The organism is Micromonospora sp. KC721, from assembly GCF_004348355.1.
In the GTDB taxonomy this organism is placed as follows: domain Bacteria; phylum Actinomycetota; class Actinomycetes; order Mycobacteriales; family Micromonosporaceae; genus Micromonospora.
On the sequence record NZ_SMJY01000267.1, the window covers coordinates 1 to 6,671 of the forward strand.

Below are 6,671 nucleotides of genomic sequence, written 5' to 3' on the forward strand. Positions count from 1 at the left end.
GCACCCGCCCGCCCCGCCTTGACCTGGCACTCCATTGCGCGAACGGGAGCCGGCGAAGGACAACGGCATCGACGTCGGGGAAAGGTGATGCCGTGCCACCGGTTTGGAATTTCGGGCGGTCGGGAACTTAGCGGTCACGACAGGAACCACACAGACCGTGTGACTTGATTATCAAGAGGAGGGCGACCGTGGAGTTCACTGTTTGGGGCATCATCACCGCGCTCGTTGTTGGTCTCATCGTCGGCGCTCTGGGCCGCCTGGTCGTGCCGGGCCGCCAGGACATGCCGATGTGGATGCACATGCTGATCGGTGTCGGCGCCGCCCTGCTGGGTACGGTGCTGGCCCGGGCCATGGGCATCGCCACCGCGACCGCCGGCATCGACTGGGGAGAGTTGCTGGTGCAGGTCGTGCTGGCCGCCATCGCCGTGGCCCTGGTGGCCGGCGTGGGTCGCCGCCGCAGCGTCACGCACCGGTAATCACCGCACCGCACGTCGAACGGGCGTCCGACCTTCTGGTCGGGCGCCCGTTCCGGCTTCCCTGCCGGAGCACGTCGCCCACGCGCCGCCCCCAACGCGCCGCCGCACGACGGCCCACGCGTCGCCCGCGTGCCGGCCTGACGGGAACGGACGCCAGAGCGGGCCGGTGTCCTCGATCCCGCCGGTCGCCTAGGCTGTCCGCCATGACGGGCAGGGTGGCGACGGTGAACCTGGGCGTGGTGACCGAGGCGGCGTGGGCAGGTGACCCGAGCGGTCGCAGCGGGATCGACAAGCGACCGGCCGGCGGGCCGGTGCCGGTGCGCTTCACCGGGGTCGTCGGCGACTTCATCGGCGAGCGGGCCCACCACGGCGGCCCCGACCAGGCGGTCTACGCGTACGCGGCGGAGGACGCCGAGTGGTGGTCGGCGGAGTTGGGCCGGCAGATCCCGCCCGGCGCGTTCGGCGAGAACCTCACCACCTGGGCGGTGGACGTGACCGGCGCGGTGATCGGCGAGCGGTGGGTGATCGGTTCGACCGTGCTCCAGGTGACGAAGCCGCGGACCCCGTGCACGACCTTCGCCGGCTACTGGGGCGTACCGGACCTGATCCGACGCTTCACCGAGCGGGCGGTGCCCGGGGCGTACCTGCGGGTGCTCCAGGAGGGTGAGATCGGCGCCGGGGATCCGGTGGAGGTGGTGGACCGGCCCGCGCACGGGGTCACCATCGGGGAGGTGTTCCGGGCGATGAGCCTCCAGCCCGAGCTGCTGCCCCGGCTGCTCGACGCCACCGACCTGCCCGAACCGATGTTGGAGAAGATCCGCCGTCGGGTGACCGGCGCCGGCCGGTAGGCGAACCTGCCGGGGCGGTTGGTGGTCGGTCAGCGTTCGGCGAAGACCTCCGCCAGCACCTGTCCGTCGGTCGGGCGGCCGTCGGCCACCTTGTCCCAGGTGCCGTCCTCGGCGGTCCACTCCAACTCCCCGAAGCGAACTCGCTTCACCCCGTGGTCCGGGGCGTGCGAGACCAGCCAGTGGGCGTAGCGCCAGCCGGCACGCGGATCGGTGACCGGGACGGTGAGGCCGGTCAGTTCGGCCGCCGGGGCCATGCCCGCCAGGCCCCAGTCCAGCGTGAGACCTCGGGTGAGCGCCGCGGCGGCGGCCTCGCCACGCATCACCGGCCGGCTGCTCACCGTGCAGGCCACCGCGCCGGTCGCCTCGCCGAGCAGGGCCCGGGTCAGCACCTCCGACTCGTCGGCCCACTTCTGGTACGCCGTCGGGAACGCCGACCGTTGGACGGCCTGGGCGGCGTCGGTGACCCGCATCTTCTCCCACCCGCGCACCTTCTTGAGCGCGGCGTAGAACCGGTTCGCGGCGTACCGCTGGTCCTGGATCTGCTCGGGGGTGCCCCAACCCTGGCTCGGCCGCTGCTGGAACAGGCCGAGCGAGTCCCGGTCGCCGTGCGCGAGGTTGCGCAGCCCGGATTCTTGGTACGCGGTGGCCAGCGCCACCACGACCGCCCGTTCGGGCATCTCCCGCTGCATGCCGATCGCCGCGATCGTCGCGGCGTTGGCCATCTGCTCGGCGTCGAGCTGCACCCTGCCGTCGGCCTGGACGGTGCAGGTGCGGGTGAGGAGGGGGAGTCGGAGACGTTCGCCGAGCTGCTGGATGGCGTAGACCCCGACCAGGGCTACCACCGCGACCACGACACCGGCTGCCACGATTGCCCGATTTCGCACCCGCACCTCCTGTTTCGAGGTTTCCAAGCGTACGGCCCTCCGGAGATGAATCGGGTCAGTCAACCGGCTCACCTTCCCCGGAAAATCAGGAATAAAGCGGGACGGAAGCAGACCTTTCAGGGAGCTAAGCCGTCGCCTCCCGCGCCGGAGTCGGCACCCAGGCCGCGTCCCGCTTCTCGCGGAAGGCGGCCACCCCCTCCCGCCCCTCCGCGGAGAGGAAGAAGGTGGTGGAGACGGCGGACAACGCGGCGATCTCGGTACGCAGGTCGGCGCCGGGCGGCCGGCGCAGCAGTTCCTTCGCCCCGGCGAGCGCCCCCGGCGCCCCCCGGACCAGCGACGCGCCGAACCGCTCGACCGCCGCGTCCAGCCCCGCGGCCGGCACCGCTGCGGTGACCAGGCCGATCTCGGCGGCCCGGCGGCCGTCGAAGGTGTCTCCGGTCAGGTACAGCTCGGCCGCCGCGCGGGGGAGCAGGCGGGGCAGCACGGTGGCGGAGATGACCGCCGGAACCACCCCGATCCGTACCTCGGTGAAGGCGAACGTCGCCTCCTCGGCGCAGACCGCCAGGTCGGCCGCCGCGATCAGGCCCAGCCCGCCGGCCCGCGCCGGCCCGGCCACCTTCGCCAACACCGGCTTCGGGCACTCCCACACCGCCGCCAGCACGTCGCCGAGCATCACCGCGGGCACCGAGCCGCTGGCGTACGCGGCCGCCGTCTCCTTCAGGTCCGCCCCGGAACAGAAGACCGGGCCGGTGTGGTCGAGCACGACGACCCGGACCGTGTCGTCGGCGACCGCCGCGGCGAGGCCGGCCAGCAACTCGGTCATCAACGGGGTGGAGAGCGCGTTGCGGTTGTGCGGGCTGTCCAGGGTGAGGGTGGTCACCCCACCGGCGGTGGCGACCCGCACGAGGCGGTCGGGAGTGGTCATGGCGGGCACACTAGTGGCCATGCCCGGCGTCCTTCCAGAAGGCGAGACCGTCCCCGCCGACGGGTCGCTGCCCGCCGCCGCCCTGCACGCGGTCGGCGCGCGTGGCTTCGGCGTGTACGTCCACGTCCCGTTCTGCGCCAGCCGCTGCGGCTACTGTGACTTCAACACGTACACGGCGGCCGAACTGGGCGGCGGCGCGGACCGCGAGTCGTACGCCGACACGGTCCTCGCCGAACTGGCGCTCGCCGCCCGGGTGCTCGGCGACGCCCGACCACCCCGGGTGGACACCGTCTTCGTCGGCGGTGGCACCCCGACCCTGCTCCCCGCCGACGACCTGGCCCGCATCCTCGACGGCATCGACCGCACCTGGGGACTGGCCGCCGACGCCGAGGTGACCACCGAGGCCAACCCCGAGTCGGTGACCCCCGGGTCGTTGAAGACCCTGCGGGCGGCCGGGTACACCCGGGTCTCGCTCGGCATGCAGTCGGCCGCGCCGGGAGTGCTGGCGGTGCTCGACCGGCGGCACAGCGCCGGCCGGGCCGTCGCCGCCGCCGGGGAGGCCCGGGACGCCGGGTTCGACCACGTCAACCTGGACCTGATCTACGGCACGCCGGGGGAGAGCGCGGCGGACTTCGCCGCCTCGCTGGCACAGGTCGTCGCCGCGGGCGTCGACCACGTCAGCGCGTACGCCCTGATCGTGGAGGACGGCACCCGGCTCGCCGCCCGGATGCGTCGCGGCGAGCTGCCGTACCCCTCCGACGACGTGGCCGCGGACCGGTACCTGGCCGCCGAGGCCGCCCTCGACGCGGCCGGTTTCTCCTGGTACGAGGTGTCCAACTGGGCACGTGACGAGGCGGCCCGGTGCCGGCACAACCTGCTCTACTGGACCGGTGCCGACTGGTGGGGGCTGGGGCCGGGCGCGCACAGCCACGTCGGCGGGGTGCGCTGGTGGAACGTCAGGCACCCCTCGGCGTACGCGAAGCGGCTGGTCGCCGGCGAGTCGCCCGGCCTGGCCCGGGAGATCCTGACCGCTGAGGAGGCACACACGGAGGACGTGATGCTGCGGTTGCGGCTCGCCTCCGGTCTGCCGCTGGCCACCCTGGATCCGACCGGGGCGGCCGGCGCGCGGCGGGCGCTCGCCGATGGCCTGCTCGACCCGGTGCGGTACGCGGCGGGCCAGGCCGTGCTCACCCTGCGTGGCCGGCTGCTCGCCGACGCCGTCGTGCGTGACCTGCTGCCCTGACCGGGCCGACCGGCCGCCTCGGCGGCCGGTCGGGGGATCACTTGATGAAGGTGGCCGACATCGGGTAGCGGTACAGCTGCCCCTCGTTGGCCTTCAGCCCGGCGATGACGCCGAAGATGATGCCGATGATCGTGGCGGCGGCGCCGATGAGGAACCCGAACACGAGGCAGGTGAGGATCCAGCCGACCAGGGCGATGATCGACCAGAGGAGCTGGAAGTTCAGCGCGGCGACCGCGTGGGCGCGGACGGCGGGGGACTGGTTGCCCCGGGCCAGCATCGCGATCAGCGGAGCCACCCAGCCGAACACGCCGCCGCCGATGAACATGCCGGCCGCGCCGCCGAAGTGCGCCACCAGTGCCCAGGTCTTGTCCTCGCCGCTGGGATAGCCCGGGGGCGGGGCGCCGTACGCGCCGCCGGGGTAGCCGGCGCCCTTCGGGTCGTAGCCGCCCGGCGGGGGATAGCCACCCGGCGGGGGATAGCCGCCCGGCGGGGGATAGCCACCGGGCGGCGGGTAGCCACCCGGCGGCGGCGGTTCTCCGCCGGGCGGGGGATAGCCGCCCGCCCCGGGCGCGCCGGACAGTGGTGCGGTGGGCGGCTCGGGGGAGGAGCCGAACGGGGCCGTGGGCTCGTCGGAGCCGCCGGCACCGGTAGGGCGAGGTGGTTCGGTCATGAAGGTCACGGTAGGGGCTGACGGCAAGGGGCACCAGAGTGACACCTCCGCCGAGATCCGGATGACCGCTCCTGGTGGGCCGGTGCGGCCGGCCGGCCGCACCGGTCGTCCGTCGCTGATCATCGCGTCGGCGGGAACGCCGACGTAGACTGGCACTCGGTACAGTCGAGTGCCAGAGCGTTGGGTGCCGGAGCGATGGTCGCCGGCACGGTCGGGTCGCCCGGCCGGTCGGTCGCCCGCCGCGTCGGTCGCCCGCGCGGTCCGGTGTCGTCGGCCCGGCCCCGGACCGCTCCGGACAGACGTGCGTCAGGAGGTGGGGAGATGGGTCTCGACGACCGCAAGCTCGCCGTGCTGCGTGCGATCGTCGAGGACTACGTCGCCACGCAGGAACCGGTCGGCAGCAAGGCCCTGGTCGAGCGGCACCAGCTCGGGGTCTCGCCGGCCACGGTGCGCAACGACATGGCCGTGCTGGAGGAGGAGGGCTACATCCGGCAACCGCACACCAGCGCCGGTCGGGTGCCCACCGACCGCGGCTACCGCCTCTTCGTCGACCGGCTCTCCCGGGTCAAGCCGCTCAGCCCCGCCGAGCGGCGGGCAATCGAACGTTTCCTGGTCGGCGCGGTCGACCTGGACGACGTGGTGCACCGCACGGTCCGGCTGCTGGCCCAGCTCACCCGCCAGGTCGCGGTGGTGCAGTACCCGTCGCTGGCCCGTTCCTCCGTGCGTCACCTGGAGCTGGTGCCGATCTCCACCACCCGGCTGATGCTGGTCATGATCGCCGACACCGGCCGGGTCGAGCAGCGGCTGGTCGAGCTGCCCGCACCGGTCCCGGCCGAGGACGTCACCGACCTGCGCCGGCTGGTCAACGAGAAGCTGGTGGGCAGCCGGCTGTCGGACACCCCGCCGCTGGTCCAGGCCCTCGTCGAGGAGTCGGCGCCGCACCTGCGCGGCGCCATGACCACCCTGTCCACCGTGCTGTTGGAGACGTTGGTCGAGCGGCACGAGGAGCGCCTCGCGCTGGCCGGCACGGCCAACCTGACCCGGGGTGGCCTGCTCGACTTCCAGGGTTCGCTGCGGCCCATCCTGGAGGCGCTGGAGGAGGAGGTTGTCCTCCTCAAGCTCATCGGGGAGGCCGAGCCGAGCACCACCCGGGTGCTGATCGGCGACGAGAACGAGATCGACAACCTGCGCGCCGCCTCGGTGGTCAGCACCGGGTACGGCCCGGGCACGACCATCGTCGGCGGTCTGGGGGTGCTCGGTCCCACCCGGATGGACTACCCCGGCACCATCGCCACGGTGAGGGCCGTGGCACGCTACGTGGGCGAGCTGCTGGCCCAGAACTGACGCAATGCAGGGCCCGGAGCCGGCTCCGGGCGACGACCGGCGCAACGTGAGACGAACATGAGGACACCGAACGCAGTGGCCAGGGACTACTACGGCATTCTCGGCGTGAGCCGGGAAGCCTCCGACGACGAGATCAAGCGCGCCTACCGCAAGTTGGCGCGCCAGTTCCACCCGGACGTGAATCCGGATCCGGAGGCACAGGAGAAGTTCAAGGACATCAACGCCGCGTACGAGGTTCTCTCGGACGACCGTAAGCGGCAGATCGTCGACCTGGGTGGCGA

General features: G+C 73.0%; 8 protein-coding genes. 5 read left to right on the forward strand and 3 right to left on the reverse strand.

Going from position 1 to position 6,671, the window contains the following annotated elements; translation table 11 throughout:
• Window positions 1–188 precede the first annotated feature (188 nt).
• Both E1182_RS28185 and E1182_RS28190 read left to right on the forward strand, forming a co-directional pair.
• On the forward strand, window positions 189–476 hold the full coding sequence (locus E1182_RS28185; protein ID WP_132270769.1) for a GlsB/YeaQ/YmgE family stress response membrane protein: 288 nt from the start codon (window positions 189–191) through the stop codon (window positions 474–476).
• A gap of 203 nt (window positions 477–679) precedes the next feature.
• On the forward strand, window positions 680–1,324 hold the full coding sequence (locus tag E1182_RS28190) for an MOSC domain-containing protein (RefSeq protein WP_132270770.1): 645 nt from the start codon (window positions 680–682) through the stop codon (window positions 1,322–1,324).
• A gap of 29 nt (window positions 1,325–1,353) precedes the next feature.
• Here the strand turns inward: E1182_RS28190 and E1182_RS28195 are convergent, their stop codons facing one another.
• Both E1182_RS28195 and E1182_RS28200 read right to left on the reverse strand, forming a co-directional pair.
• A complete protein-coding gene (locus tag E1182_RS28195; protein WP_132270775.1) occupies window positions 1,354–2,214 on the reverse strand; it encodes a hypothetical protein in 861 nt (286 codons plus the stop codon).
• Between the two features lie 118 nt (window positions 2,215–2,332).
• On the reverse strand, window positions 2,333–3,133 hold the full coding sequence (locus E1182_RS28200; protein ID WP_132270771.1) for an enoyl-CoA hydratase-related protein: 801 nt from the start codon (window positions 3,131–3,133) through the stop codon (window positions 2,333–2,335).
• A 19-nt stretch (window positions 3,134–3,152) separates the two neighbouring features.
• Here E1182_RS28200 and hemW point away from each other — a divergent pair, with 19 nt between their 5' ends.
• Window positions 3,153–4,376 (forward strand): radical SAM family heme chaperone HemW, encoded by a 1,224-nt coding sequence (gene hemW / locus E1182_RS28205; RefSeq protein WP_207921548.1) that lies wholly within the window; start codon window positions 3,153–3,155, stop codon window positions 4,374–4,376.
• 37 nt (window positions 4,377–4,413) lie between these two features.
• On the opposite strand, the gene E1182_RS28210 is transcribed toward hemW, so the two are convergent.
• Window positions 4,414–5,046 (reverse strand): DUF4870 domain-containing protein, encoded by a 633-nt coding sequence (locus E1182_RS28210; RefSeq protein ID WP_132270773.1) that lies wholly within the window; start codon window positions 5,044–5,046, stop codon window positions 4,414–4,416.
• Window positions 5,047–5,367: 321 nt separating this feature from the next.
• Between E1182_RS28210 and hrcA the strand changes: the two genes are divergently transcribed.
• Both hrcA and E1182_RS28220 read left to right on the forward strand, forming a co-directional pair.
• Window positions 5,368–6,390 carry a heat-inducible transcriptional repressor HrcA gene (gene hrcA, locus E1182_RS28215; RefSeq protein WP_132270774.1) on the forward strand — a complete coding sequence of 341 codons (1,023 nt, stop codon included), beginning with the start codon at window positions 5,368–5,370 and terminating at the stop codon, window positions 6,388–6,390.
• A 75-nt stretch (window positions 6,391–6,465) separates the two neighbouring features.
• Window positions 6,466–6,671 (forward strand): DnaJ domain-containing protein (locus E1182_RS28220; protein WP_207921549.1); only part of this gene is annotated, 206 nt, incomplete at its 3' end.

What these genes read in the sequence shown, in the direction of transcription:
- E1182_RS28190 (WP_132270770.1), top strand. Translation starts at nt 680, where the DNA reads ATGACGGGCAGGGTGGCGACGGTGAACCTGGGCGTGGTGACCGAGGCG.
- E1182_RS28200 (WP_132270771.1), bottom strand. Translation starts at nt 3,133, where the DNA reads ATGACCACTCCCGACCGCCTCGTGCGGGTCGCCACCGCCGGTGGGGTG.
- hemW (WP_207921548.1), top strand. Translation starts at nt 3,153, where the DNA reads ATGCCCGGCGTCCTTCCAGAAGGCGAGACCGTCCCCGCCGACGGGTCG.
- E1182_RS28210 (WP_132270773.1), bottom strand. Translation starts at nt 5,046, where the DNA reads ATGACCGAACCACCTCGCCCTACCGGTGCCGGCGGCTCCGACGAGCCC.
- hrcA (WP_132270774.1), top strand. Translation starts at nt 5,368, where the DNA reads ATGGGTCTCGACGACCGCAAGCTCGCCGTGCTGCGTGCGATCGTCGAG.